Genomic DNA, 24,994 nt, shown 5'->3' with positions numbered 1-24,994 from the left:
CGTACGCCACCAAAATCCTCCGCCGCAGATCGTCGGAAAAGGCTCGTGCCATCAGCTGTATTCGCAGAGACCGCCAGCACCAGCAGCTTACGTCCAAACACTCATTCGCGGGTATATCTACTCGGGAACCGCTCTAGATCGACAATCGACAAGGCGTTGGATTCCTGCGCTTTGCGGCCCGAAGCCTGGAGCCTGGAGCCTGTTTGTTGTACTCTGGCGTGCCTTGGGATAGAGGTATGCGGCATTACGGCCTGCTCTTCGCCATCCTGCTAACTTGCGCTTGCAGCTTGGCGCAGTTCCCGCTCGGCGGCACCGCGCGTCAGCCCGACGCGCCCCGCCTCGTCGTCAACAATTATTGCCGCATGGATTACGCGGGCGGCCGCCTCGCCAAGGACACCTGGCCGCGCATGAAGATCCTCACCACCTGGAAGGAAAATCCCGACTGGAACGGCTTCACTATCGTATCGCAGTACGATATTCTTGCCGCCGACGAAGGATTCCGCTTCGCCACCGTCCGCGTAAAGTACGCTGTGCTCGGCCGTTTTCAGATCCGCCTGGGATACCTCGCCGAGCCCGGAAGCGAGGAGGTTTCGTTCCGTCTGAAAGATGTGGACGGCGCGTGGAAGATCGAGGATCAGGATCCCGCGATCAATCCGCACGTCTCCAAGGCGCGCGCCATCGCATGGCTGAAATCCTCTCTGGTCGCGGAGAAGGACACGGCCAACAAAATCATCCTCGAAAACGCGCTGCAGAAACTCGGCGCGAAGCCGTAGTGGGCCTTCATTTTCTGCCGGTGATGATCTGGGTTTTGGTCGAGGCACCGCAAATCGACAATCGCCCATGAAAAAGCCTCCGCGAACCGGAGGCCTTTTCAGCGACACCGTAAACCGAAAAGCTCTATTGCGCCACTCTCTGTCCGGCCCGCTCCGGCGCCGGAGTGCTCTGCACGAAGAAGCTGTGGTCGTAGAGGTTGCGATAAATGCGCCCGGCGATTTCCGCCGCTTTCGGGCCGAAGGTCGGTCGCCCGCCTTCCAGGAAAACCACCACCGCGATCCTGCCCACAGAGGTGTTGGCATAGGAGGCGAACCATCCGAAGCGCGTGCCGTTGTTCGAGCAGGTTCCGGTCTTGCCCAGCACCTGCTCCTCGCTGAAATTCCAGCGCACGCTTTGCGCCGTCCCGTACTGCACCGCGCCGGCCATGCCCGGCGCGACTTCCGGAATCAGTGGCCCGATATCGAGATACCGCTTCACCCGCGGCTCGAACGTCGCGATCTCTTCCGCCGTCGTCGGATGCTGCAGGTAATAGAGTGTGCCGCCATTGGCGATGGCCGATACCAGCGCACCCAGTTGCAGCGGCGTCAGGGAAATGCCCTGTCCGAACGAGCACATCCGGGCTACGCCGCCCAGCCGGGGGGCCAGCTCTTCATCCGGGAAGACGCCCAGGTGCTCGCCCTCGATGTTCCAGCCTGCCAGTTCGCCCAGTCCAAACTGGTGCGCGTAGTAGCTGACCTTCTCGAATCCCATCTTCCGGCCCAGCGCTTCGAAATAGGCGTTGTTGGAATGCGCCAGCGCTTGCGTCAGGTCCATGCGCGTGCGGCGGCCGAGTTGGATCTTGGTCTCGCGCGCGATCACGTTCTCGCTCAACGCCGCCAGCGCGACCGCGATCTTGATGGTCGAGCATGGCTCCCCGCCTTCCGAGAGCGCCCTCTTCTGGTTGACCATCGCCAGGATGCGGCCATTGTCCGGGTTGATCGCAACCACCGTGCCGTTCATGTTGGCGAGCGCGTCAATCGCCGCCTGCCGGACCACCGGATCCTCGCCGGCCGTGATGTCGCCCACCGTCTGGTCCTCAGTGACAAACGAGGACGCGCTGAAGTGCTCGTAGTATCGGTTCCGCTTCAGCCGATGGCCGTTGACCCACACGTACATGCTCGCGCGCCGCGACTTGCGTTTCTTGCCGATCTTCTTCTTCTTTGTTCCAGAGTTTTCAACGACGGATTTTGCTTTCGAAGTCTTGCGGGGCTTGGAAATGTTGGCTGCCGCTGCGCTCCAAGTCAGAAGCGCCACGACCGCCAGCACGAGAACTGCCTGAACTGCCAGAGAGCCTTTTTTCATGAGCGCCAAGGTTCCGTTCTAGAGTGTTCCAGCGCGGATACGCGTAAGGCATCAACTTCGCGCCGCGTACCAGAATTCCGGCTGGAACTCCAATGATGGTATGAGAGTTAGGGGTCTGATTACAATCCAAAACTGCTCCTTGCGCCGCCGGTTCCCAGTCATCCTCGCCGTTGAGATGCAGCGACTTAGCCCAGAATCTCGGCAGAACAACGACTTCCGTAATCTGCCTCAGTACAGCGGATTTCCGCCGCGAACCAATCTCGCTAACAGCGTAGTTTTCGGGGCTGGTGGCCGTTGGCCGGTGAATGCCTTCCGACACAGGGAAATTCCTCCGCGAACCCACCAATCCCTAGCCACCCGCCGCTTCTTCCACGGCCAGCAGTGCGACAAGCCACGTATACAATTGCAAATAACCGGCTGAGTTTGCATACTCCACCAGCAACTTACCGCCTATGAGTGATACCGCAGTTGCGCCCGAACGTACGCCCGGCGAAGGGCAGGCTGCGCCCGAGAAGGCATTGCGGCGGCCGGACGATCCCGCCGGCGACTTTTGGGGCGGACTGGCAGCGATGCTGGTGGCGCTGCCCTCGGCGATCGCGTTCGGGGTCACGATCTATGCGCCGCTGGGCGCGAGCTATGCCTCGCAGGGGGCAATCGCGGGAATTCTCGGCACCACGGCGCTCGGCCTGATCGCGTCAACCTTCGGCGGGACGAAGCGCCTGATCACGGCACCATGCGCGCCTGCGGTGGCAGTGCTCTCCGCGTTTGCCATCGAGATGACGCAGAAGGGCGTGGGGTCCTCGTCGGTGCTGCTGCTGATGGCGCTGGTGGCGTTGATGTGCGGCGTGCTGCAGGTGGCGTTCGGGCTGGTGGGGCTGGGACGGCTGATCAAGTACATGCCGTACCCGGTAGTAAGTGGCTACCTGAGCGGCGTGGGACTGATCATCATCATCAGTCAGGTGCCGAATTTCTTTGGCGTACCCGGCCGCTATCAGTTCTGGCAGGGGCTGCTGACGCCGTCGCTGTGGCGGTGGCAGAGCATCACGGTGGGGGCGGTGACGATCACAGTGATGGTGCTGGCGCCGCGGGTCACCAAGAAAGTTCCGGCGGCGATCCTTGGTCTGGCGTTCGGCATGCTGACGTACTTCGCGATTGGGTTGGCAGACCGGTCATTGCTGCTGCTGGCGGGCAACAAGTTCGTGGTAGGTCCTCTCATGGGTCCGCTGGGCGGCTCCGACATTGGATTCCTGGCGACGGCGGCGTCGCGGTGGAGGTCGATCGCAGGATTTGATCCGCATCAGCTCAAGCTGGTGATCACGCCGGCGCTGACGCTGGCGGTGCTGCTCTCAATTGACACGCTGAAGACCTGCGTCGTGCTGGACACGCTGACGCGCAGCCGGCACAACTCGAATCGAGAACTGATCGGGCAGGGGCTGGGAAACCTGGCTTCGACGGCGATCGGCGGCGTGCCGGGCGCGGGACAAATGGGCGCGACCCTGGTGAATATCTCCAGCGGCGGGCACACGCGGCTGTCGGGTGTGAGCGAGGGCGTGCTGGCGCTGGTGGCGTTCCTGATCCTCGGTACGCTGATCGCCTGGGTACCGATCGCGGCGCTGGCGGGAATCCTGATCGTGGTCGGAGTGAGGATGTTCGACCGGCACAGCCTGTACTTGCTGCGGTCGCGCTCGACCATCCTGGACTTCGTGGTCATCGTCACGGTGGTAGTGGTGGCGGAGGCGGTGAGCCTGATCGCGGCCTCCGGCGTAGGCGTCGCGCTGGCCATCCTGCTGTTTCTGCGGGAGCAGATCAGGGACTCGGTGGTACGGCGCAAGTCGTACGGAAACGAAAGATTTTCGAAGCAGATGCGACTGCCGGAAGAGATGGCGATCCTGGAGAAGCGGGGCGAGCGCACGGCGATTTTTGAGCTGCAAGGCAGCCTATTCTTTGGCACCACCGACCAGCTCTATACCGCGCTGGAGCCGGAACTGAAGAAGCGCGATTACATCGTGCTGGACATGCGGCGAGTGCAGTCGGTGGACTTCACCGCGGCGCACATGCTGGAGCAGATTGAAGACATGCTGTCAGAGCGGAACGGAGTGCTGATCTTCAGTCACCCGCCGCAACAGGCGCCCAGTGGCCAGGACATGGTGCACTACTTCAACCAAGTAGGACTGGTCAGGCAGGAACATCACGCACGGATTTTCGAGCACCTGGATGCTGCGCTGGAGTGGATCGAGGACCGGATCCTGAACGAGGCCAACCTGGAGCGCGAGCAGGAAAAGCCGCTGGAGATCCGCCACATTGATATGTTCCGGCAACACAAAGAGGAAACCCTGGCAGCGCTGGAGGCGGGAACGGAGATCCAGAGGTTCCAAGCAGGACAGAAGATCTTCTCCCAGGGGGATGCGGGCGACACGCTGTACTTTATCCGCCAGGGCTCGGTGCGCATCCTGATGCCGGTGGACGGCAAGACCGGGCATCACCTGGCGACGTTCGGGCGGGGAGATTTCTTCGGCGAGTTGACGTTCCTGGACCGCGCGCCGCGCTCGGCCGACGCGGTGGCGTATACGGATGTCGAACTGTACGTGCTGACGCGGCAGCGGTTTGACCTGCTTCGGGAAGAACACAGGATGCTGGCGCTCAACCTGATGGAAGGAATCGCCACCGCGGTCGCCGAGCGGCTGCGTAGGACGGACGTGGAGTTGCGGTATTTGAAGGAGTCGTGAGCGAAGTGTGCAGTGGTTAGTGGTCAGCAAACCCCTATGTAATTCTCCCTCGCCGCTCGATTGATCAATCCGTTCCTCAAGGGTTTTCTCTAGCTGCTCTCGTTACGCTTGCGGATGAAGGCGGGTACGTCGAGATCGTCTTCCTCGTAGTTTGTTTTCACCGTGCTTTTCACGTCGGCAAGGGACGTGTTCTCGCGCTGGGGCGCGGCACGCGGGGTGATGGGCGGCGAGACCGCGCCGGGCCTAGCGGCTTCGGCGGGCGGCTGCGGCTCGGCAGCGTTGTCGGCGGCGCGTGGTTCGGGACGCGGGGCAACATAGGCGGAAGCGGTGCGCGCCTGCGAGATGGCGGCGGCCGCAGCAGAGATGGCGCGCTCGTGGCGCTGCACGTGGTTATCGCCCTTGAAGCCGGTGGCAATGACGGTGATCTTTACCTCGTCCTTCATTTTTTCGTCGAGCACAGCGCCGAAGATGATGTTGGCGTCCTCGTGCGCCGCGCTTTGAATGATGGTGGAGGCTTCGTTCACTTCCGCCAGCTTCAGCGAACTGGATCCGGTGACGTTGATGAGGATGCCGCGGGCACCGTCAATGGCGCCGGCTTCGAGCAGCGGGGAGGCGATGGCGCGCTGGGCGGCGTCGGTCGCACGGTGGTCGCCCTTGCCGGTGGCGTTGCCCATGACGGCGTAACCCATGCCTGCCATGATGGCTTTCACGTCGGCGAAGTCGCGGTTGATGATGCCGGGGATGGTGATGATGTCGGAGATGCCCTGCACCGCCTGGCGTAGGATGTCGTCGGCGACGCGGAAGGATTCGAAGAAGCCGGCGTTCTGCGCGACGGCCAGCAGCTTCTCGTTGGGAATAACGATCATGGTGTCCACCGAGTCGAGAAGTTCCTGCAGCCCGCGCTCCGCCTGCGCCATGCGGCGTTTGCCTTCGAAGCCGAACGGCTTGGTGATGACGGCAACTGTGAGCGCGCCCATTTCGCTGGCGAGCGAGGCGATAATCGGCGCGGCGCCAGTGCCGGTGCCGCCGCCGAGTCCGGCGGTGACAAAGATCATGTCGGCGCCTTCCAGGGCTTCGATGATCTTGTCGGCGTCTTCGAGCGCGGCCTTGCGACCGACTTCGGGATTGGCGCCGGCCCCGAGCCCGTTGGTGAGCTTGACGCCGAGCTGGATGCGCACCGGAGCGCGCGACATCTCCAGCGCCTGCAGGTCGGTGTTGGCGGTCATGAACTCGACGCCCTCCAGGTGGGCGTCAATCATGCGGTTGACGGCGTTGCCACCGCCCCCGCCAATGCCAATGACCTTGATCTTGGCGCTGTTGCGCGCGTCTTCGTTGAATTGAATACGGATTCCGTCGGTGTTGTCGGTCATGTCAGTTTCCAGTTTCCGGCTCCCAGTTTCCAGTTTCCAGTGACCAGTTAAGCTCCCCGACGCACGAAGAGCGCTTTGAGTTTTGCTCCAAGGCCGTCGCTGCCGTGGGGGCCGTGCGCCAGGCGGGCGCGATATCCATAGAGCACCATGCCGATGGCGGTGGCGAATTCGGGCTCGGCTAGCGAGGCCGGCAATTTCGAAATCGGCGACGGGCAGGCGATGCGCGAGGGCTTGCGCAGCACCGATTCGGCGATCTCGGTCAGGTGCGGCAGGCGCGCGCCGCCGCCGGTCAGCACCGTGCCGGCGGCGCAGTCTTCCAGCACGCCCGCCTGGCGGAGATGGTCGCGCAGCAATTCGCACAGCTCGCGCGCGCGCGGTTCCAGGATTTCCCCGAGCAGGCGCTGCGACATCAGGCGCGAAGGGCGGTCGCCAACGCTGGTGACCTCGATTTCGTTGGCCTCCGGAATGCGCGTGACCACGGCGGAACCGAAGAGGCGCTTGATTTTTTCGGCGTCGGCCAGCGGCGTGCGCAACCCGACGGCAACGTCGTTGGTGAAGTGATCGCCGCCGACGGGCACCGCGCCGGTATGCGCGACCGCGCCTTCGTGGAAGACGACGATGTCGGTGGAGCCGGCGCCGATGTCGGCCACGCAGACGCCGAGTTCGCGCTCGTCGGTACGGAGGACGGAGTCGGCGCAGGCAAGCGCTTCGAATATCGTGTCATCCACGTGGACGCCGGCGCGGTTGAGCGCCGTGACCACGTTCTGCGTGGCGGTGGCGGCGGCGGTAACGACGTGGACTTTCACCTCCAGCTTGGCCGCCATCATGCCGGCAGGCTCATGCACGCCGGGTTGCTCGTCGAGGATAAATTCTTGCGGGAGCAGATGCAGCACCTGGCGGTCGGCGGGCAGGGCGATGGCACGGGCGCGCTCGACCGCCTGGCGGACGTCTTCGCGGGTGATCTCGCGCGGCTTGGCGCCCAGGACGATACCGCCTTGGCTGTTGAGGCCGCGAATATGCGACCCGGCAACGCCGGCGAGGGCGCGCTCGATGGGCGCGCCGCAGGAGTCCTCGGCTTCCTGCACGGCTTTTTGAATGGAGCTGACGGCGCGATCGAGATCAACAATGATGCCCTTGCGGAAGCCGCGCGACTCGACGCAGCCATGCCCGCAATAGCGCAGGCCGCTCTCGGTGATCTCCGCCACCAGTGCGCAGGTCTTGGCGCTGCCCACATCAATTGCGGTCAGTAGATTGTGATTCTGCTTGCCCATGGGCCCCAAAAAGAATTCGGTAATTGAGTAATTTTGTCATTGGGTAATCTTGTCGAAATCGTCTGACCTCGCCGTGACCGACTCGACCTGCATGTCTGGCGAATTTTCAAATTACCAAATTACGAAATCACCGAATTACAAAATGCGCACCTCTCACTTTTTTTTTGCCGCTCTCTTCGGCTTGGCCGCGGCTTTCGTTGGTGGCGGATTGCTCTCATCGGGATTCACGACAACCTGCTGATCGTATCGCAAGTCCACGGAACGAACTTTCTGCACCTGCTGGCGCCACTCCTGCAAGTGGGCGACGTAGGTCTTGAAGCGCGCCAAGTAATCAGAGGAGCCGAGGTGGACGAGGACGGCGCCGTCGGGATCGGAGGTGGTGATCTTGACGTCGTCGGGATCGGAGAGATCCACCTCGCTGATGCCCTGCGAGTACTGTGCGCCGCTGGAATCGAGATCGCGGATGAGCTGCGAATAAATTGTCATGCGCGCGGCGCGGGTGGAGAGCGGCTCGGCGCTTCCCATGCCGACAATCACCGGGAACGAGTATTTGCGCGCGGCGCCGGCGGGCAGGTCCATGACCACGCCGTGGGCATCAATCAGGGCGATCTTGGAGCCGATCTGGACGAAGGCGACGGGGGTGCGCTCGCGGATGTCGATTTTGATGCGGTTGGGCAGCAGGCGCATGACCGAGGCGCCTTCGACCCACGGAATTTCCTCGAGCTGCTTTTGCCGGTCGGCGAGCGGGATGAAGAACACGTTGCGGCCAATGTCGCCACCCATGACCTCCATGATTTGCGCGCGGCTGACGCGGCGAATACCGGAGACTTCGAGCTGGTCGCTGGAGTCAAGCCGGAAACGCCAGGATTGCGCGCCGTAGCGATAGGTGAGGAGAGAAATGCCCACGATTACGCCGGCGGCGGCACAAACGATGAGCGCGATTTTCAGCCGGTTGGCGGCTTTCTTCGGCAGCGGCCCACGGCGGACGGGAACGCGCTTTTGCGCGCGCAGAAATGCGGGCTCCTCTTCCGCATCCAGGTCGAGGAGGCGGGAGTCAAGAGCGTCGTCGAGGTCCTCACTCGCAGGGACGCGGGCGCGAGATGCAGCCGGATCGTCCGGAATCAGGGGACCGTTATTCCGTAGCATGAAGGGGTGAGCGTCGCGAAATCGCCGTGCTTGTCACTATAACTTTTTTTTGCCGGAATGCGGAGAGGGAAATTAAACAGGCTTCAGGCGTGTAGTTTTTCGGTTGTCGGTGGTCAGTGGCAGCGGAGTTGGGCCAGGGCGGGTCACAGAATGGTGAGGCTGCCGGAGCGGTCGCAGGCGGTCTGCAAGGAGTTGGGGTGCGCGGGGCGAACGGACTGCTGGGCCTGCTCGGCGCGGTGCATGAGGCGGAGGGCGGAGTCGGTGTCGCCCAGGGCAGTTTTGTACATGGCGGCGGCATAGAGGAGCGTAGGGTTCTCCACCGTGATTTTGGGCGCAGGCGCCAAGGCGACGGCCAAGCTCAGGATCAGTCCGGCGATGATCGTTTTCATAAGCCACCCTGTCGTTCACTGATAAAGACGGGCGATGGGGCAAATCGTTAGTCGCGTGAGAGATTTTTTGTCCGTGGGAGGGATTGCGGATTGAAGATTGGCGATGGAAAAACCGGGCTTGAGATTTTCGCGCTGAACAAGAAGTCGGAAGTAAAGAAGTAAAGAAGTAAAGCCCGCTCTGATACGAGCACCTGTTGTGGCTTCTTAATTCTGACTTCTGGCTTCTGACTTCTGACTTAAAGCGGCGCGGAGGTGGTGGAGGGCTTCCAGAACCTGCGGGCCGAGTTGGGAGACGCTGCCGGCGCCGAGGGTGAGGATCATGTCGCCGGGACGGGCAATGTCGACGGCGGCGTTGATGGCATCGGCGAAGGAGGTTGCGTAGGTCACGAGGCGGTTTCCCTGCTCCGCGATGCGGGTTGCGAGCGCCTGCGCAGTGACGCCCGGGATTGGCGCTTCGCTCGCCGGATAGATGTCGAGGAGGAAGAGCGAGTCGGCGTCGGTGAAGGCGCCGGCGAAGTCGTCCATCAACGACTGCGTGCGGGTGTAGCGGTGCGGCTGGAAGATGACGTGAATGCGACGATACGCGCATTGGCGCGCGGCGGCGAGGGTGGCGCGGATTTCGCTGGGATGGTGGCCGTAGTCGTCAATGACGCTGACACCGCCGGCCTCGCCGCATAGTTGGAAGCGGCGGTCAACGCCGCGAAAGTCGGCGAGAGCGGAGCGGATGTCTTCGACGCGGACGTCGAGACCGATGCCGGCGGCGATCGCGGCGGTGGCATTGAGCACATTGTGCGCGCCGGGGATGTGAAGGTGGAAGTCACCGAGTGACCGCCCGCCGTAGTCCACGCGGAAACGGCAGGTGGGGCGAGCGCTGCCGGGGTTCAGTTCGGTATCCCTGCTGACGATGTGGAAATCGGAGCCGTCGCGCGTGCCGTAGGTCACGGTACGGCGCTGGACGCGCGGCAGCAGGGAGCGCAGGCCGTCGTTGTCGTTGCAGGCTACGATCATGCCGTAGAAAGGGACGCGGTCCATGAACTCGACAAAGGTACGCTCGATGTCGTCCATATCGCGGTAGCAGTCCATGTGCTCGCGGTCAATGTTGGTGACCACGGAGAGGATGGGCGAGAGCTTGAGAAAGGAGCGGTCGCTTTCGTCGGCCTCGGCGACCAGATACTGCGATTTGCCGAGGCGGGCGTTGGAGCCCATCGCGTCCACGCGGCCGCCGACCACGACTGTGGGGTCGAGGCCGCCGGCGGCGAGCACGGCAGCAATCATGGAGGTGGTAGTGGTCTTGCCGTGCATGCCGGCGACGGCGATGCCGTACTTGAGGCGCATCAGTTCGGCGAGCATCTCGGCGCGCGGGATGACCGGGATGTGGGCCGCGTGGGCGGCGGCAACTTCCGGGTTGTCGGGGCGGACGGCCGAGCTGGTGACCACGACCTCGGAGCCGGAAACGTTTTCGGCGCGGTGGCCTTCGAAGATGGTGGCGCCCAGTGAGCTGAGGCGCTCGGTGACGGTGGAGGGCTTTACGTCGGAGCCGGAAACTTTGTAGCCGAGGTTGACCAGCACCTCGGCGATGCCGCTCATCCCGATGCCGCCGATGCCGACGAAGTGGACGCGTTGGATCTTGGCAAACAAGCTGTTAGCTTTTGGCTCTTTAGCTCTTAGCTACTGAGCGTCGTCCTAAGTCCAGCTAATACTTAACCACGGATTTTCACGGATGAACACGGATTAAGACAAGTAAACAAAAGTCCGCAACGATTTGCTCACGCCCGTCGCTGGCCGGTCTGGCTAAGGGCTAAGAGCTAACAGCTAATAGCTTAGGGCTACGCCCGCCAGTTTCGCGGCGAGGCGGGCGATCTCGGCGGCAGCGTCGGGATGCGAGAGTGCATGGGCTGCGGCGCCCATGGTTCTCAGACGCGATGGATCATTCAGCAAAGCGGCCACCGTTTCGGCCAGTTTATGCGCCGTCAAATCCGATTCGGGGATCAGCATGGCTGCGCCTTTCGTCGAAAGTGCCTCGGCGTTCTTGGTCTGGTGGTCGTCGGCGGCGCGGGGAAACGGGATGAATAGCGCCGGCTTCCCGGCGGCGGTGATCTCGGCGACGGTGCTGGCGCCGGAGCGGCAGATGAGCAGGTCGGCGCGGGCGAAGGCTGCGGGCATGTCGTCGATGAATGGGGAGACCTCGGCGGGGATACTGGCGCGGAGGTAGTCGGCTTGAGCGTCGCTGTAGTCGCGCTCGCCGGTCTGATGAATGACGTGCAGTCCCGGCACACGCCGCATGAGCGCGGGCAGCGCCTCGATGAGGGCGCGGTTCAGGGCGTGCGCGCCCTGGCTGCCGCCGAAAAGCAGCAGCGTGGGCGGCGGGCCTGGCGGCCGTGCCGGAATTTCGAAAAATGCGTGGCGCACGGGGACGCCGGTGACGACGCAGCGGCGAAACGAGCGGCAGGTCTCGCGAAACTGCACGGCGGCGGCGGAGATCATGGGAGCGACCACGCGGTTGGCGAAGCCGGGCACGAGGTTGGGCTCGAAAGCGAGCGTGGGCACGCTGCTGAGGGCGGCGGCCAGCATCGCCGGGCCGGAAGCGTAGCCGCCCACGCCGATGACGACGTCGGGCCGGAAGTCGCGCAGGATTCCCGCGGCAACAAATACTGCGCGCGGGAGCGCGAAGAGGGTTTTCAGGCGCATCGCGATGCTGACGTTCTTGAGCTGGCCGACGTCGATCAGCTTGAGCGCAAAGCCGGCTGCGGGTACGAGGCGGTTTTCGATGCCGCGGGAGGTGCCGACAAAAAGAATCTGGGTGTCGAAATGGGCGCGGAGTTCCTGGGCGACGGCAAGTGCGGGGATGACGTGTCCTCCGGTACCGCCGCCTGCCAGCAGTGCGCGCATGTCGTCAGATTACAACATCGCGATTTCACCACAGAGGACACAGAGGGACCTGGTCTATTGGGTGGTTGGGTGAGTGGCCGATTGGCTGATTGGAAAAGTGCCGACCGCGCGATCTCAATCAGCAAATCACTCAATCAATCCGTGTGTTGCGTGATATTGAGCAGCACGCCGACGCTGGCGAGGGTGACGAACAGCGAGGAGCCGCCGTAGGAGATAAACGGCAGCGGGATACCCTTGGTGGGGGCCATGCCGAGGACAACGCTGATGTTGAACAGGGCCTGCACGCCGACCATAGCGCCGATGCCGGTGGCGAGATAGCGGGCGAAGACGTCGTCGGTGAGAACGGCGGCGCGGATGGCGCGGTAGAGAAAGATGGCGAATAAAACGACGACCAGGGTCGCGCCGAGCAGGCCCAATTCCTCGGCCGTGACCGCGAAGATGAAATCGGTGTGCGGCTCGGGCAGATAAAACAGCTTCTGCTTGCTTTCCATCAGGCCAAGGCCGGTGAGTCCGCCAGTGCCGACAGCGATCAGCGATTGAATGATGTGGAAACCGCGTCCTTGCGGGTCGGAGAAGGGGTCCATGAAGGCGAGGATGCGCTGGTAGCGCCACGGCACGCGTACAATGAAGACATAAAAAAAGAGCGGCAGCGGCGCCAGCGCCCAGGCGTAGTACTTGAGGCTCATGCCGGCGACAAAAAGGACGACGGCGCAGATCGCGCCGCAGGCGAGCGCTGTGCCGAGGTCGGGCTGCATCAGAATGAGCGCGGCCATGAACACGACCGGCGCGGTGGCGGGGATCAGGGTGCGGCGCCAGTCGTCCATGGATTTCGTTCGCGTTTCAAGGAAATAGGCGAGAAAGAGGATCAGCGTTGGTTTGGCGAGCTCCGAAGGCTGGAAGGAGAGCACTCCCAACCTGATCCAGCGATGCGTGTTGTGCGAACGGTCGAGAAAAAAGACCAGCACCAGCAGCAGGGTGGCGATGCCCATGAGCGAGAAGACGACCGCGGGATGCTGGTAGCGGCGGTAGTCGAGTCGCATGGCGGCATACATGGCAGCCAGCCCGGCGAGCGCCCACCCGAATTGCCGCAGGACGAAGAAGTAGGGCGAGCCGAAGCGCTCCTTGGCGACCACGGCGGAGGCGCTGAAAACCATCACCAGGCCGATGAAAACCAGGATCAGCGTAACCGTGAAGAGAGTCTTGTCGACGCTGACGCGTTTAGGCATGGAAGGCTGTTAGCTCTTGGCTCGCTTAGAGCCGTTCCATCTTTGTCCGTAGCCGATGGCATCCCGAGCGACGGAGGGCTCCCGCGCGTTTTCTCCAGCGCGGGAAACCCGAATCGAGGGATCTCCGTGTTTCCTCTCGCGGCTGCACCAATTCCGAAACTGCTCCAGCTCTAGCCTTCAGCTCGCTTACGTGTAAACAAGATATGTTGTAACACCCATGCAGGGCGGGCTGGGGTAACTGGGCGGGTACGCGACGATGTGGAAATTCCACAGAGCACGCCAAAAGTTAAGAGCTAATAGCTTGTTTCTTCTCCGCCAAAGCGTGGACCAGTTCTTTGAAGAAGCGGCCGCGGTGCTCGTAGCTCTCGAACTGGTCAAAGCTGGCGCAGGCAGGGGCAAGCAGGACGATGTCGCCGGCAGTGGCGGCGTCAAAGGCGCGACGAACGGCCACGTCAAGGGTTTCGGCGTGGACGATGGCGGCAGCGCCAGCGATTTCTTTTTCGATCTTGGCAGCGGCGGCGCCAATGGTGTAGACGCGCTTGGCGCGCTCTTTGAGCAGCGCATTGAGCACGGTGTAGGGCGAGCCCTTGTCCTTGCCGCCAAGGATAATGTGGATGTTGCCGGGGAATGATTCCAGGGCCTTGATGGTGGCGTCCACGTTGGTGGCTTTCGAGTCGTTGTAGAACTGGACGCCGTTGATGGTGGCGACGTACTCAAGGCGGTGTTCGACGGCCTTAAATTCCTTGACGGCGGCGCGGATGCGGTGCGGCTCGCAGGGGATGATCATGCCGACACAGACCGCCGCTAGCACGTTTTCCAGGTTGTGCGCGCCCTGGAGTGGGACCTCGGAGGCGGGCATGATTTCGTGCTCGCCGGAGTCGTCGCGGTGGATGATGCGGCCGTCGCGCACGAATCCGCCTTGCGCGACCTCTTTCTTGCGGCTAAACCAGCGGACCTGCGCCTTGATGCCACTGCCCATGCGCGCGGCCTGCTCGTCGTCGGCATTGAGGACGGCATAATCGCTGGAGGTCTGGTTTTCGAAAACGCGTTTCTTGGCCGCGAGGTAGTGGTCGAAGCTGCCGTGGCGGTCGAGGTGGTCGGGAGTAACGTTGAGCACGACCGCGATTTCGGGGTGGAAGGTCTGAATGGTCTCGAGTTGGAAACTGGAGACCTCGAGAACGTTGTAGGTGTCGTCGGTGGCCTCGGGCACCAGCGAGATGGCAGGCGTGCCGATGTTGCCGCCCACCTGCGACTCGTAGCCGCCCCAGGCGATGACGTCGCCGGCCAGCGCGGTGGTGGTGGTTTTGCCGTTGGAGCCGGTGATGGCGACGATGTGGCCCCTGAGGAAACGCGAGGCTAGTTCGATTTCGCCGATCACGGGAATGCCCATGGCGCATGCCTGGGCTAGTTGCGGGACGTTGGTCGGCACGCCCGGGCTGACCACGATGAGGTCCTGCTGGCGGAAGGTGCGCTCGCCGTGGCCTCCGGTTTCGACGGCGACGCCGAGATCCAGCAGGGTGCGGATGTCGGCGCGAAGGTCGTCTTCGGCCTTGGCATCGGAGGCGGTGACGCGCGCCCCGCGTTCGTGCAGGAACTGGGCGGAAGCCACGCCGGACTTGCCCAGCCCGACCACCAGCACCCGCTTGCCTTTTACTTCCAGAGGTTCTGCCATAGCTCAAAACTTTTTTTGAAACCAGCGCCAGGGGCGGGAATCAGATGCCTATAAGATCTTCTCCCAAGCTCAGCACGGAAGTTGCGTGTCCAGTCCAAGGTAGTTCGGTCAAAAATGCACGACGGAACGTCGTGTCCAGCCAGCGGTACTCTCCCAGCACGATTTTTGAATCGTGCCCCTCCCTGCCTGCACGAGTCACCAGCCACCACTGCGCGGCTCGAAGCGATGATTGTCGCACACCGGGCTAGCGAAGTTTCAAGGTGGTCAGGGCAAAGAGAGCAAAGATCAGCGAAGCGATCCAGAAGCGGACGATGATTTTCGACTCCGACCATCCCAGCAGCTCAAAGTGATGGTGCAGCGGCGCCATCTTGAAGATCCGCTTTTTGCGCAGCTTGTACGAGCCCACCTGCAGGATCACCGACACCGCTTCGATGACGAAAACGCCGCCGATAAAGGGCAGCAGCAGCTCCTGCTTGATGATGACGGCGACCGTGCCGATGGCGCCGCCGAGCGCCAGCGAGCCTACATCGCCCATGAACACCTCGGCGGGATGGGCGTTATACCAGAGGAAGCCGATGGCGGAGCCGACCATGGCGCCGCAGAAGATGGTCAGTTCGCCGACTTGCGGCATGCGCTGGAGTTCGAGGTAGTCGGAGAAGGTAGCGTGGCCGCTGACGTAGGTGAGCACGGTGAGCGCGCCGGCGGCGATGACGGTGCAACCGATGGCGAGGCCGTCGAGACCGTCGGTGAGGTTGACGGCGTTGCTGGAGCCGACGATCACCAGGATCACGAAGCCGATGAACGGCAGGAAAGCGATGGGCCAGAGATGCGGCTTCACCGCGAGCACGGAGATCACCAGGTCGGGGCGGACGTTCTTGAAAAACGGCACCATGAGGTGTGTCGAGTACTGGCCTTTGGCCTGGAGCAGGATGAGCGAGACGGCGACGATCACGCTGACCAGGACTTGCAGCATCAGCTTGCTGCTGCCGGTGAGGCCGAGATTGCGCTGGTTGACCACCTTGAGGTAATCGTCGGCAAAACCGATGGCGCCAAAGGCGGTGGTGGCGGCCAGAGCCAGCCAGACGTATGCGTTGCCGAGGTCGGCCCAGAGGAGTGTCGGGATGATGATGGCAACGGCGATGAGCAGGCCACCCATGGTCGGTGTGCCGGCTTTCTTCTGGTGCGCCTTGGGGCCTTCTTCGCGGATGTACTGAGAAATTTGAAATTCCTTGAGCTTGCGGACGATGGCCGGACCGACGATCAGGGCCATGAACAGCGCCGTCAGGCTGGCAAAGGCAGTGCGGAAAGTCAGGTAGCGGAAGATGCGGAAGGGAGAAAAGTAGCGGAACAGTACCTGATAAAGAAGCCAGTAGAGCAAAAAGCTCTCCCTTCGAGCGGATGGGCGCTGGGCTAAGAATACAGCAGCGGAGCGGATTGTTAGAAGCGCTGCTGCCTACAAAGGTCGATTCCTCGCTGTGCCCGGAATGACGATCATGCTAATTGTGACTGGAGGCGCGCAACGAGGTCCAGGTCTCCAGCGCCCTCTCCAGTTTGACGCCCCGGGAGGCCTTCAGCAGGACGATGTCGCCCGGGCGGACCTCGCGTGCCAACCACTCCCCTGCCTCCTCGGGTGTCTCGACAAACTCGGCGCGCATGCCGGCCTCGGCGGCAGCGTCCACGATGTTCTGCGCCGCGCCGCGCACGCCGAGCACGACGTCAATTTTGCTGTCCACCATGTGCGCGCCGGAGCGGCGGTGGAGATCATCGGTCGAGGGACCGAGTTCCAGCATCTCGCCGGCGACCACGATGCGGCGCCCGCCGTCAGGGACGGCCATGCCGGCGAGCGCGTCCACCACGGAGTCGAGCGCGCGCGGGTTGGAGTTGTAGCAGTCATTGATGACGGTAGCGGCGCCAACGGTCAATACCTGGCCGCGCTTGTCTGCGGGAGTGAGCAGCGCTACGCCGGCGGTCGCCTGTTCCAGGGTCAACCCGCCCACCATGGCGGTGGCGATGGCGGCGAGCGCGTTGTAAATGTTGTGCCGGCCGATGAGCGGCAGCGTGGCACGCTCGCGGTGGCCATCGGCGACAACGTCGAACTGCGAGCCGTCGGGCCCCATCTCGTGGATGGCTTCGCCACGCACGTCGGCGGGATGGTTCAGGCCGAAGGTGATGACACGGCCGGGAAAATCTCGCCCGAATTGCGAAACATACTCGTCGTCGGCATTCAGCACCGCCATGCCGCTCGCGGGCAGGGATTGGATGAGCTCGTACTTGGCGCGGGCGATGTCGGCGATGGAGTTGAAGAAGCCGAGGTGCACCGGCGCGACGCAGGTAACGACGCCGACATTGGGCTCGCAAATCGCGGCTAGCGCGCTGATCTCGCCGGCATGATTCATGCCGAGTTCGAGCACAGCGAGTTCATGTTCCGGTTCCAGGCGCAGCAGTTGCAGTGGCAATCCGTAGTGGTTGTTGAGATTGCTCTCGGATTTCAGCACGCGATATTTCGCCGACAGCAGGCGCGCGGCCGATTCCTTGGTGGTGGTTTTGCCCGCCGACCCGGTAACGGCGATCACCGTCTTGTTCCACATGCGGCGCACCGCTCGCCCGAGCAGTTGCAACGCATCGAGCGGATCGCTAACTGCGATGATGCGGTGTTGATCGCCGAAGCGCCCCGCCTGGCTTACCTGCACCAGGGCCGCCACCGCGCCGCGCTCGAGCGCTGCGTCGACGAACTCGTGGCCGTCGAAGCGCTCGCCCTTAATCGCGAAAAACAGATCGCCGGGCTGAAGCGTGCGCGAGTCGATCGAGCAGCCGGTGGCGATGGCTTCGCGATGGGTGGAATCGGCGGCGCCACCGGTAATGTCGGCAATGCGTCCCAGAGGCAGCCTCATCGAGCGCCTCCAGTAGGTGCGGCTTCCGGCTTGTGGTAGCCGACTACGTGCAGCGCAGCAAGAGCGACCTCAACGTCGTCGAATGGATGCCTGCCCTCGCGCGTGATCTGCACTTTTTCGTGGCCCTTGCCGGCGATGAGCACGATGTCGGCGGGCGCGGCTTTTTGGACGGCGAGGGCAATAGCCTTGGAGCGATCGGATTCGACGCTGAACGGCGTCTTGGTTCGCTCCAGGCCGGGAAGCGCGTCGTTAATGATCGCCATGGGCTCTTCGCTGCGCGGATTGTCGGAGGTGAGAATGACGTAATCGCTGCCCCGCCCGGCGGCTTCGCCCATGAGCGGGCGCTTGGCGCGATCGCGGTCGCCGCCGCAACCGAACACGGTGATCACCCTTCCGCCACCCCTCGCGACAAATTCGCGGGCAAGCGAAGTAAGGTTACGCAGCGCGTCATCGGTGTGCGCGTAGTCCACAACCACCGTGAAGGGCTGGCCGGCGTCCACGCGCTCGAAGCGGCCGGGCACCCGGGTGAGGCGCTCGACACCGCTGGCAATGGCTTCCGGCGGGCAGTTGCGGGCAACGGCGGCAGCGGAGGCAGCGAGGACGTTGTACACGTTGACCCGCCCGATTAATGGCGACCACAGCGGAACCGTGCCCGTGGGCGTGACCAGGTCGAAGCGTGTACCGTTCATGCCGACATCAACTCTGTTGGCGTAGAAGTCGCCTTGCGACGCGCCATAGGTCAGCACTTGCGAGCGCGACTTGCTGAACTTCGCCAGCTTCTTCCCGTACTCGTCTTCGAGATTGATGATTGCGACGCGCGGGGGATCGGTGCCGACGCCCTCGAACAGCGCGCGCTTGGCGGAGAAGTAGTCCTCGAAGTTCTTGTGGTAGTCGAGATGGTCGCGGGTGAGGTTGGTGAAGATGGCGACGTCATACGGGATGCCGAAGACGCGCTGCTGGGCCAGCGCGTGCGAGGAAACTTCCATCACCGATTCGGTAGCGCCGTTGCGCCGGGCGTCGGCAAGCAGTTGGTTCAGTTCCAGCGGCTCGGGCGTGGTGTGCGGCGCAGGCAGAACCTTGCCTGTCACGTGGTATTCCACCGTACCGATGAGCGCGGTCTTGCATCCGGCAGCCTGGAGAATGGACTCCAGCAGAAACGAGGTGGTGGTCTTGCCGTTGGTGCCGGTGACGCCGGTGTTGGCCAGTTTTTCGGCGGGACGTTTGTAGAAATTGGCGCTCAGGCGGGCAAGGGCGCGCCGTCCATGCGGCACCTGCGCCCAGGCGACCTCGCCCTGCGGTTGACTCTTCGGATCATCGCTTACGACTGCGACGGCGCCGGCGCCAAGCGCGGCGTCAACGTATCGATTCCCGTCCGTGGTCTCGCCTCTCATGGCGACGAAGCACCATCCTGGCTGCACGCGGCGGGAGTCGTAGTCGAGGCCGCCGATATCGGGATTGCCGCGCTGGAACAGGAACTCCGCGCCGTCGAGGAGCTGTTGGAAACGCATTGGCATGGATTATACCGAGGGATTTGTCGCCGAGAACGCAGAGGAACCCAATGACCGCGGATCGCCACCGATGAACACGGATTTGTTTGTTGCCTGATCTGGGATCATCCGTGGAAATCTAGCGGTTAAACCGTACCGAAATTCTTGTTCCGTTGGGAACCCGCGTACCGGCCGGCGGCGACTGCTCGCGGGCGATGCCGCTGCCCACAGCTTCCAACTCCAGGCCCGCGTCCTGCGCCGTCTCGATGGCGGACCGCAGCGTTTTTCCAGTAAACAGAGGCACTACCACGCCGCCACCGACGTCGAGTACGACCGTCCCGCCGCCGGGGCGTTCCGCGGTGGACGGCGGCAACGCGGGCGGGGACGCAGTTGCCGCCAATGCCGCTGGTTTTGAAGTTAGTGCAGCCGCGACAACTCTTGCCGGAGCAGAGGAAACGGCGATCACGGGCGCGGATTTCGGCTGAGGGTCAGGCACCGCGTTCTGGGCGGCTTCCAAGCCTCCGCCAATGCGATCAGTTGAGTCTTCGTTCAGTTCGTCGTCTTTGACGGAGGCGCGCAGTTGCAAGCGCTTATCGCTTTTGACCTCGGCGTCGTGCGGGACGTTCATGTACGCCAACACCTGCTGCGCGATGCGGGTGAACACCGGCGCCGAAACCTGGCCGCCCTGGTGCAGACCGATGGGGGAATCGAGGCTCACCACGATCGTCAGCGCCGGATTGTTGACCGGTGCGAAGCCGGCGAAGGTCGCCACATACTTGGTGCGCGAATAGGTTCCGGTGTTGGGGTCAACCTTCTGCGCGGTGCCGGTCTTGCCCGCGGAGGTATAGCCATCGAGGATGGCGCGACGCCCGGTGCCGAACAGCACCACTCCCTCCAGCATCCTTCGCATTTGCGCCGCCGTCAGGGTGGAGATGACGCGGCGCTGCTGCGGGCGCTGGAAGGTAACCGTCTGCGGCGTCTTGCGCGGCGGCAGCACGCCGGCAACGATGCGCGAAGGGGTGTAGACGCCGTCATTGGCGACGGTGGACATCATGGACGCAAGTTGCAGCGGGGTGACCCCGATTTCCTGCCCGATTGAAATGGCGCCGATGGAAACTTTCGACCAGCGGTTCGCGGGCTTGGTCATGCCGCGGGTTTCGCCGGGTAGTTCGATCCCAGTCTGCTGGCCGAACCCGAAGGCGCGGATGTAGTTATAGAGGCGCTGCTCGCCGACACGCATACCGACCTTGACGGCGGCCACGTCGCTGGAGTGCGCCACGGCGTCGGCGATGGGCACCACACCCATCTTATGCAAGTCATGTATTCGTATGCCACCGACGTTAATCACCCCGCCTTGGCAGTCGATGGGATCGTCCGGGCGCACCAGTTTTTCCTCGACCGCGGAGGAGTAGGTAACCACCTTGAAGACCGAGCCGGGCTCGAAGATGTCGCTGACGGCGCGGTTTTTGAGGGCGGCCTGCGGCGCGTCCTTATAGATGTTGGCATTGAACGTCGGGCGGTTGGCCAGGGCCAGGATCTCGCCCGTGCGCGGGTTCTGCACGATCACCATGCCCGCCTCGGCGCGGGTGTCGTGCATCGCCTGTTCGAGTTCCTTTTCGACGATGTACTGGATTTTTTCGTCGATGGTCAGAACGACGTTTTCGCCGGGATCGGGCTGGCGCTCGACGCGTCCGAACCACTTGCGGCGCGCGTCCATGGTGATCAGCATCTTGCCCGGCGTGCCGCGCAGGCGGGAATCAAAGGCGTGCTCGATGCCGCCCAGTCCTTCATCGTCCAAGCCGACGTAGCCGATGGTCTGCGCCGCCAGTTCGCGCTTGGGGTAGAAGCGCTTCGGCTCCTTCTGGAAATAAATTCCGCGCAGATTCATGCCGCGGATGCGCTGGCTGGTATCGGCGTCCACCTTACGCGCGATCCAGACGAAGGAGCGCGAACCCTTCAGCCGCGCCAATAGGTCACGAGGGTCGCTCCTCAGCACGCGCGCCAGCAGGCTGGCGGTGTTCGCCGGGTCGGGAATCTCGCTGGGCACCGCGAAGACGGAGTCCACCGAGATGGACATCGCCAGTTCGTGGCCGTTGCGGTCGTAGATGATGCCGCGGCGCGGCGAGACCGGGATGGTGCGCTGCTGCTGCCGTTGCGCGCGCTGCAGCCAGTCTCCGTAATCGACGATTTGCAGTTGGACAAGGCGCAGGCCGATGGCGCCGCACCAGAGGAACAGGAAAGCCCCAAGCAGGTACAGCCGCCACTTCGGGTCCTTGAGCCGGCCATCTCCCGCCACGGTCTCACCTGAGAACGATCCAGCGCTTGAAGCACAGGGTTCCACGCCGCATGTCTCACGTGCCACGTCCTCAAGGCAAGTTCGCCGAGAAGGCAAGACGTGTAACCCGAAATGGGAACCCTGAACCTGTATTACGGCGTCGAAATCACGGCCACATCGGCGCGCGCCATCACCGGCCCGCCGGGATCCTTGGCGCTGGGCTCGATGCGGACTACCTGTCCGGCTCCCGGCGTCACCAGGCCCATCCCGCGCGCAAGGGTGTCAATGCGCCGCGGATCTCTCAGCGATGCCTCTTCCAGGCGCAGCGCGCGATTCAGTTCGACCAGGTTGTCGCGCTGCGAGTTCAGGGCCTCGATGCGGTAACCGTACTCGATGGCGCTGAAGTGCTGCCAGGCATAGACCATCACCAGCAGGAACAGCACGGCAAGGGCGCAGGCGAAGTGCGTCATTTCGCGGCCGCGCTTGACGTCGGCCACCTTCACCAGGCGGGAATTGTCAATCGCCTTGGTGAAGTAAACCTCGGGCGTGCCGGCCCATCCGCGGCGGCTGGCCCAGATCTGCGGACGGGTGGTGGCAACGGTTGCCATTACACCACCCCGTTCATCATGGGCTGGGCGTCTGGAACGTACATGAACCGCGACGTGAACTCCTCTTCCCGGATCGCCATTTCGGCAAACCGCGTCACCTGCGCGTGCTCCTCGGCGCGCGCAACCATGTCCATCAGCTGGTCGATCATTTCGCCTGTGTACATCACCCACCTCCGATACCGCTTGCTTCCTGCATCCTTCCCGGGACGGCATCGAGAAGGAAGGATTCTGTGGAACTACTCATTCGCCCAAGTCAGACAGGCGATGCCGTCCCGGAAACTTGCGTAATTCCCGATTTCCGCGACTGGTTCTGCTATTTATATCGTGACACGATGTTTTCCACATTTTCCACGATTTTTTCCACCGCCCGCAGCTTCGCGCTGCGCGACCGCGGATTCGCTTCCGCCTCTTCCTCCCTCGCCGTTACCGGCTTTTTTGTCAGCAGGCGGTACAGCCCGCCCTGCGCGCCGTCCCGGAACGCGTCCTTCACGATCCGGTCTTCCAGCGAGTGGAAGCTGATAATCACCAGCCGTCCGCCGCGCTTGAGTATGCGGGGCGCGACGTCTTCGCTCAGCAGCGCCCGCAGCTCGTCCAATTCGCGGTTTACGAAGATCCGGAGAGCCTGAAAGGTGCGCGTCGCGGGATGAATCTGGCCGGGGTTCATTGGCCCGGCCGCGGCTCCTACCACCTCCGCCAACTGCTTCGAGGTGCGTAGCGGCCGCGACCGGACAATGGCTCTGGCGATTCTCCGCGACCTCCTTTCCTCACCGAATTCGTAAATCAAGTCAGCAAGCTCGCGCTCGCTGAGCTGGTTTACCGCTTGTTCGGCAGTCACGGAGGCGCCCGGATCCATGCGCATGTCGAGCGCGCCTTCCGCCTGGAAACTGAACCCCCGCGCCGTGTCGGCGAGCTGCAACGAGCTCAATCCCAGGTCGGCCAGGATGCCGTCGGCTTGGCTTTCACCGACGAACTCCGCGACCCGGGCGAACGAGCTGTGGATCAGCTCTACCTCCGGCCAGCTTTTTTCCATGCCGGCCGGCGGCTGCAGCCGCTCGCGCGCGATGGCCAGCGCCTTGGGGTCCTTATCGAGCCCAATCAAACGACCCCGTGGGCCGAGGTGTTTTGCGAGCTCGAAACTGTGCCCGCCCACCCCCACCGTGGCGTCGAGATAGGTCCCGCCAGGCTTGACCGCCAGAAATTCGATCGCTTCTTTTAAAAGAACTGAAACATGGCCAGGTTGCGCTTGCCGATTGCCATGCCCGCCCCTGGGGGCGTGTGCCTCTTGCCCATCCACCGCTAAATGCCCAGTTCGTCCAGGTTCTTTTCGTCATCGGCCGTAAAGGGTTCTTCCACTTCCTTGCGGACCGCTTCCATGCTCCGGACTTCCAAACGGTTCAGATATCCCAACACCGCCACGTCGCCCTTCAGGTCCGCCGCGTCGCGCAGCAGTTGCGGCAACAAAAGCCGTCCCTGGGAATCCATCTCCACTGCCTGACCCCAATAATTGGTGCGCGTCAAGAACTTCTTCTTCGTAGGATTGAAATTCGAGAGTGCGGCCAGCTTCTGCTCGATCCCTTCCCACTCCTCGAAGGGATATATCTCGGCAACACGGCCATCCTGCGAGGTGATGTAGAATCGGGCGGAATATTTTTCGTCGATCACGCGCTTGAATTCCGCGGGAACCTTCAGCCGTCCCTTTTCGTCCACGCGGGTTGGGTGATTGCCGCGAAACATTCGCTCGATTCCGTTTCCGGGCTGCAATGGCAGCCATGGAGGTCAAAGCGGCCAAAAGCTCCTTAAATCCGGGTTCGTTGGGTTCGAGTTGGGAAAATCTCTCGATCATTCCACTGGCGCCCATCGGTACGGCGCCGGTACCCATAACGAGCCTAACTTAACCACTTTGTGCCACTTTAGACCACATCCTACGCCTAAGTGGTTGCTTGTCAATTGAATTTTTTCTGGCGATCAGTCGTCCCTGGGATAGCCTGTGAAGCATCCTAGGGCTGGGAGTTGCCGCCAAAGTACACGCTAGGGGTAGGGTTTACTCTCTTGGTTCATTCCAATTAGGCGCGCCCATAGACTTATGTTCGAGTTCTTTGAAACCTCTCAGTTCCTGACGGTCGAGCCAGAGAGCGCGTTCTGCTTCTTCGCCGACCCGCAAAATTTGCCGCGCATCAGCCCGCCGGAATCGAGAACGCGGATCGTCCGCCTCGATGTGATCTCACCGCCCGACCATCCCGGCCTGGCCGGCACGGGTTCGGAAATCGAAGTATCGGCGCGGCTGTTTCCGAGCCTTCCGCTTCGACGGCGATGGCTGGCGCGCATCGTCGAATTCGAGTACGGAGCTTATTTCCGCGACGCGCTGGTCCGCGGTCCGTTCGCGCACTGGGACCATACGCACTCGTTTCAGGCGAGCGGAAACGGAACCATCATCACCGACATAGTCGAATACGAGGTCGGATTCGGCAAGCTGGGCGATGCGCTCATTGGCTTCCACCACCGCTTGGTTGATCTGGGTTGTCGAAGGTTTCTGTTGCTGAGAAAAGGCAGTTGGAACTGCCAATAGAAATAACGCAATCACCCAGCTAGACAACTGCGCTAGCGGGCGAAGTACACCCTGCGATTGTCGATTCATAAAGATAGATACTCCCCCACGCGTTTGCCATTATACAGACACTTTTTGCGAGTCAAGCGCAATTGTTCGTGAAAAAGTAAAATGTTGCGCATCGGTACACCCTATTGAAACGCGGAATCCACGCGAATCCAGTCCACAGTAGCTATATCGGAATTCTCCCCCTGGAGCTTTACCAGGATTCGCGTAAGAAAATGACTCTCCGTGCCTTGCACCATTCGCAGGAGACCGAAACACTCAGTGCCTGCGTTCGGGATCTGCAATCGGAATTGTGGATGTAGCAAGAGCGGCCTGTAA

The 24,994-nt window shown here is 62.6% G+C and carries 20 protein-coding genes; 3 read left to right on the top strand and 17 right to left on the bottom strand.

Annotated elements, in window-relative coordinates:
- The first annotated feature begins 236 nt into the window (after positions 1–236).
- Complete coding sequence (locus LAN64_17255; protein ID MBZ5569577.1) at positions 237–773, top strand: hypothetical protein; 537 nt, start codon at positions 237–239, stop codon at positions 771–773.
- Positions 774–897: 124 nt separating this feature from the next.
- Here the strand turns inward: LAN64_17255 and LAN64_17250 are convergent, their stop codons facing one another.
- Complete coding sequence (locus LAN64_17250) at positions 898–2,115, bottom strand: penicillin-binding protein (GenBank protein MBZ5569576.1); 1,218 nt, start codon at positions 2,113–2,115, stop codon at positions 898–900.
- Between the two features lie 452 nt (positions 2,116–2,567).
- Here LAN64_17250 and LAN64_17245 point away from each other — a divergent pair, with 452 nt between their 5' ends.
- A complete protein-coding gene (locus tag LAN64_17245) occupies positions 2,568–4,841 on the top strand; it encodes an SLC26A/SulP transporter family protein (protein MBZ5569575.1) in 2,274 nt (757 codons plus the stop codon).
- Positions 4,842–4,930: 89 nt separating this feature from the next.
- On the opposite strand, the gene ftsZ is transcribed toward LAN64_17245, so the two are convergent.
- The 16 genes from ftsZ to LAN64_17165 form a co-directional block, all read right to left on the bottom strand.
- The gene (ftsZ, locus tag LAN64_17240) at positions 4,931–6,211 is read right to left on the bottom strand and encodes a cell division protein FtsZ (GenBank protein MBZ5569574.1); all 1,281 of its coding nucleotides are present in this window, start codon (positions 6,209–6,211) and stop codon (positions 4,931–4,933) included.
- A gap of 47 nt (positions 6,212–6,258) precedes the next feature.
- Entirely contained in the window at positions 6,259–7,482 is a 1,224-nt protein-coding gene (gene ftsA, locus LAN64_17235; GenBank protein ID MBZ5569573.1) for a cell division protein FtsA, read from the bottom strand.
- A 153-nt stretch (positions 7,483–7,635) separates the two neighbouring features.
- Positions 7,636–8,628: an FtsQ-type POTRA domain-containing protein gene (locus tag LAN64_17230; protein MBZ5569572.1), complete on the bottom strand. Its 993-nt coding sequence runs from the start codon at positions 8,626–8,628 to the stop codon at positions 7,636–7,638.
- A gap of 143 nt (positions 8,629–8,771) precedes the next feature.
- Positions 8,772–9,017 (bottom strand): hypothetical protein, encoded by a 246-nt coding sequence (locus LAN64_17225; protein ID MBZ5569571.1) that lies wholly within the window; start codon positions 9,015–9,017, stop codon positions 8,772–8,774.
- A gap of 204 nt (positions 9,018–9,221) precedes the next feature.
- The gene (gene murC / locus LAN64_17220; GenBank protein MBZ5569570.1) at positions 9,222–10,655 is read right to left on the bottom strand and encodes a UDP-N-acetylmuramate--L-alanine ligase; all 1,434 of its coding nucleotides are present in this window, start codon (positions 10,653–10,655) and stop codon (positions 9,222–9,224) included.
- Positions 10,656–10,829: 174 nt separating this feature from the next.
- Positions 10,830–11,906: an undecaprenyldiphospho-muramoylpentapeptide beta-N-acetylglucosaminyltransferase gene (gene murG / locus LAN64_17215; GenBank protein ID MBZ5569569.1), complete on the bottom strand. Its 1,077-nt coding sequence runs from the start codon at positions 11,904–11,906 to the stop codon at positions 10,830–10,832.
- Between the two features lie 134 nt (positions 11,907–12,040).
- Positions 12,041–13,132, bottom strand: coding sequence for a putative lipid II flippase FtsW (gene ftsW, locus LAN64_17210; GenBank protein MBZ5569568.1), 1,092 nt, complete (start codon positions 13,130–13,132; stop codon positions 12,041–12,043).
- A gap of 286 nt (positions 13,133–13,418) precedes the next feature.
- Positions 13,419–14,792 carry a UDP-N-acetylmuramoyl-L-alanine--D-glutamate ligase gene (murD, locus tag LAN64_17205; GenBank protein MBZ5569567.1) on the bottom strand — a complete coding sequence of 458 codons (1,374 nt, stop codon included), beginning with the start codon at positions 14,790–14,792 and terminating at the stop codon, positions 13,419–13,421.
- A 256-nt stretch (positions 14,793–15,048) separates the two neighbouring features.
- On the bottom strand, positions 15,049–16,182 hold the full coding sequence (gene mraY / locus LAN64_17200) for a phospho-N-acetylmuramoyl-pentapeptide-transferase (protein ID MBZ5569566.1): 1,134 nt from the start codon (positions 16,180–16,182) through the stop codon (positions 15,049–15,051).
- 118 nt (positions 16,183–16,300) lie between these two features.
- Positions 16,301–17,695 carry a UDP-N-acetylmuramoyl-tripeptide--D-alanyl-D-alanine ligase gene (gene murF, locus LAN64_17195; GenBank protein MBZ5569565.1) on the bottom strand — a complete coding sequence of 465 codons (1,395 nt, stop codon included), beginning with the start codon at positions 17,693–17,695 and terminating at the stop codon, positions 16,301–16,303.
- Positions 17,692–19,203 (bottom strand): UDP-N-acetylmuramoyl-L-alanyl-D-glutamate--2,6-diaminopimelate ligase, encoded by a 1,512-nt coding sequence (locus LAN64_17190; protein ID MBZ5569564.1) that lies wholly within the window; start codon positions 19,201–19,203, stop codon positions 17,692–17,694. Before LAN64_17190 ends, murF begins: the two co-directional genes overlap by 4 nt.
- A 118-nt stretch (positions 19,204–19,321) precedes the next feature.
- Positions 19,322–21,439, bottom strand: coding sequence for a PASTA domain-containing protein (locus tag LAN64_17185; GenBank protein ID MBZ5569563.1), 2,118 nt, complete (start codon positions 21,437–21,439; stop codon positions 19,322–19,324).
- 170 nt (positions 21,440–21,609) lie between these two features.
- The gene (locus LAN64_17180) at positions 21,610–22,065 is read right to left on the bottom strand and encodes a cell division protein FtsL (protein ID MBZ5569562.1); all 456 of its coding nucleotides are present in this window, start codon (positions 22,063–22,065) and stop codon (positions 21,610–21,612) included.
- Complete coding sequence (locus tag LAN64_17175; GenBank protein MBZ5569561.1) at positions 22,065–22,229, bottom strand: hypothetical protein; 165 nt, start codon at positions 22,227–22,229, stop codon at positions 22,065–22,067. Before LAN64_17175 ends, LAN64_17180 begins: the two co-directional genes overlap by 1 nt.
- Positions 22,230–22,378: 149 nt before the next feature.
- Positions 22,379–23,359, bottom strand: coding sequence for a 16S rRNA (cytosine(1402)-N(4))-methyltransferase RsmH (gene rsmH, locus LAN64_17170; protein ID MBZ5569560.1), 981 nt, complete (start codon positions 23,357–23,359; stop codon positions 22,379–22,381).
- 2 nt (positions 23,360–23,361) lie between these two features.
- Positions 23,362–23,799, bottom strand: coding sequence for a division/cell wall cluster transcriptional repressor MraZ (locus tag LAN64_17165; protein ID MBZ5569559.1), 438 nt, complete (start codon positions 23,797–23,799; stop codon positions 23,362–23,364).
- A 349-nt stretch (positions 23,800–24,148) separates the two neighbouring features.
- On the opposite strand from LAN64_17165, the gene LAN64_17160 reads away from it, so the two are divergent.
- Positions 24,149–24,631 (top strand): SRPBCC family protein, encoded by a 483-nt coding sequence (locus LAN64_17160; GenBank protein ID MBZ5569558.1) that lies wholly within the window; start codon positions 24,149–24,151, stop codon positions 24,629–24,631.
- Positions 24,632–24,994: the final 363 nt, after the last annotated feature.

This window comes from Terriglobia bacterium, assembly GCA_020073185.1.
In the GTDB taxonomy this organism is placed as follows: domain Bacteria; phylum Acidobacteriota; class Terriglobia; order Terriglobales; family Acidobacteriaceae; genus JAIQGF01.
The sequence above is the reverse complement of the archived record's forward strand: the minus strand, read 5'-3'. Positions and strand labels throughout refer to the sequence as shown.

What these genes read in the sequence shown, in the direction of transcription:
- LAN64_17255 (MBZ5569577.1), top strand. Translation starts at nt 237, where the DNA reads ATGCGGCATTACGGCCTGCTCTTCGCCATCCTGCTAACTTGCGCTTGC.
- LAN64_17250 (MBZ5569576.1), bottom strand. Translation starts at nt 2,115, where the DNA reads ATGAAAAAAGGCTCTCTGGCAGTTCAGGCAGTTCTCGTGCTGGCGGTC.
- LAN64_17245 (MBZ5569575.1), top strand. Translation starts at nt 2,568, where the DNA reads ATGAGTGATACCGCAGTTGCGCCCGAACGTACGCCCGGCGAAGGGCAG.
- ftsZ (MBZ5569574.1), bottom strand. Translation starts at nt 6,211, where the DNA reads ATGACCGACAACACCGACGGAATCCGTATTCAATTCAACGAAGACGCG.
- ftsA (MBZ5569573.1), bottom strand. Translation starts at nt 7,482, where the DNA reads ATGGGCAAGCAGAATCACAATCTACTGACCGCAATTGATGTGGGCAGC.
- LAN64_17230 (MBZ5569572.1), bottom strand. Translation starts at nt 8,628, where the DNA reads ATGCTACGGAATAACGGTCCCCTGATTCCGGACGATCCGGCTGCATCT.
- LAN64_17225 (MBZ5569571.1), bottom strand. Translation starts at nt 9,017, where the DNA reads ATGAAAACGATCATCGCCGGACTGATCCTGAGCTTGGCCGTCGCCTTG.
- murG (MBZ5569569.1), bottom strand. Translation starts at nt 11,906, where the DNA reads ATGCGCGCACTGCTGGCAGGCGGCGGTACCGGAGGACACGTCATCCCC.
- ftsW (MBZ5569568.1), bottom strand. Translation starts at nt 13,132, where the DNA reads ATGCCTAAACGCGTCAGCGTCGACAAGACTCTCTTCACGGTTACGCTG.
- murF (MBZ5569565.1), bottom strand. Translation starts at nt 17,695, where the DNA reads ATGAGGCTGCCTCTGGGACGCATTGCCGACATTACCGGTGGCGCCGCC.
- LAN64_17190 (MBZ5569564.1), bottom strand. Translation starts at nt 19,203, where the DNA reads ATGCGTTTCCAACAGCTCCTCGACGGCGCGGAGTTCCTGTTCCAGCGC.
- LAN64_17180 (MBZ5569562.1), bottom strand. Translation starts at nt 22,065, where the DNA reads ATGGCAACCGTTGCCACCACCCGTCCGCAGATCTGGGCCAGCCGCCGC.
- LAN64_17175 (MBZ5569561.1), bottom strand. Translation starts at nt 22,229, where the DNA reads ATGTACACAGGCGAAATGATCGACCAGCTGATGGACATGGTTGCGCGC.
- LAN64_17165 (MBZ5569559.1), bottom strand. Translation starts at nt 23,799, where the DNA reads ATGTTTCGCGGCAATCACCCAACCCGCGTGGACGAAAAGGGACGGCTG.
- LAN64_17160 (MBZ5569558.1), top strand. Translation starts at nt 24,149, where the DNA reads ATGTTCGAGTTCTTTGAAACCTCTCAGTTCCTGACGGTCGAGCCAGAG.